This is a genomic window from Luteibacter sp. P4_D7_3 (assembly GCF_056401735.1).
In genome coordinates this window covers 1-1,376 of sequence record NZ_JBFUIT010000554.1, presented here as the reverse complement: position 1 = coordinate 1,376, position 1,376 = coordinate 1, and the positions used below count along the sequence as shown (strand labels likewise).

At 64.2% G+C, this 1,376-nt stretch carries 1 protein-coding gene; it reads left to right on the top strand.

The features are described 5' to 3' along the window. The first annotated feature begins 405 nt into the window (after positions 1-405). Entirely contained in the window at positions 406-1,344 is a 939-nt protein-coding gene (locus AC1DSN_RS22655; RefSeq protein ID WP_477333086.1) for a CsgG/HfaB family protein, read from the top strand. The last annotated feature ends 32 nt before the right edge of the window (positions 1,345-1,376 follow it).

Here is a 1,376-nt window from a genome sequence, read left to right as displayed (position 1 = left end):
TCAGAGAACTTCGACCTGGCAAGGTGACGCCCGAGGTGCGGACAATTCGTCCGCACCTCGGTTCGGGGGCGAGGTGGAACATGTCATCATCCCTTGCTACCATTTGGCACGTAAGGGTTGCGCTCGCAGGGGGGGCAGTTCGACAGGGGGCATGAGGGATACGACGCGTTGCCGTGAATCGACCGGCTTCATGACAGGGGATGTCCACATGGCACAGCTTGCAGTCCGAATCCGCGAGATCTTCAAACCACGTTTCGTCCACGACCGCCGCGAAGGCCTGTCCCTTCGTCGTGCCTGTCGTGGTCTTGCGGCTGCTCTTCGTCCCGGTCCGGGGAGAGTGGCGTTCGTTCGACCCACCGGATCACTAAGGGGCTTGATGATATGGAAGGCACGAGAACTCGGCGTATGGCCGGTGTAATGGCGTTGGTGACGATGGCGTTGGCGGTTCCGGCTGCCCAGGCGCAGATCAAGAGCGCGCAGACCCTGCGCGACGAGAAGATGACCGAAATCCCGACCTGCGCGAAGCCGCTTGGCACGCTGGCGGTGGAAGAGCCGGAAGGTGGTGTGAGCTGGTGGACCGCGCAGCAGCTGCCTGCACCGTCCAAGCTCATCAAGGTATTCGTGGCCAAGTCGCATTGCTTCACGCTGGTGGACCGCGGCGCCGGCCTGAACCAGGCCATGAAGGAGCGCGAGCTCGGCGCGAGCGGTGAGCTTCGCGTCCAGTCCAACGTCGGCAAGGGCCAGATCAAGGCTGCCGATTACGTCATGGTTCCCGACCTCGTGTCGAAGAACGACGACGCAGCCGGTGGCGGCGTGGGTGGTGTCCTCGGTGGCCTGATGGGCAGCAAGGTCGGTCGCATCGCCAGCAACGTGAGCTTCAAGACGAAGACCGCTGACGTCACCCTGGCCATCACCGACGTGCGTTCCAGCGAGCAGGTCGCCCTGGCGCAGGGCCAGGCCAAGAAGACCGACCTCGGCATCAACGCCTCCGGTGCGCTGTTCGGCAATTCCGGCGTCGGCGGTGCAGGGGTGGGCGGTTACGCGAACACCGAGATGGGCCAGCTGATCACGATGGCTTATCTCCAGGCGTATACGGATCTGGTCGGCCAGCTTGGCGGCCTCAACGGCAATGCGTCGGCGAGCAACGCTCAGCAGGCCGTCACCGTGACCAAGCCGGGTCGCCTGCTGGCGAATGCGAAGGGGACCGGCGCGGCCGTGCGCACGCTGGACCCGGGCATGATGCTTTATCCCACCGGCACCAAGGACGGCATGATGTGGGAAGTGCAGGACGAACTGGGCAACAAGGGCTGGGTCTCCTCGGCGCTGATCGAGCTGTCCAAGTAACATCTTGGCGATGACGGGCGCCTCTCATGCGG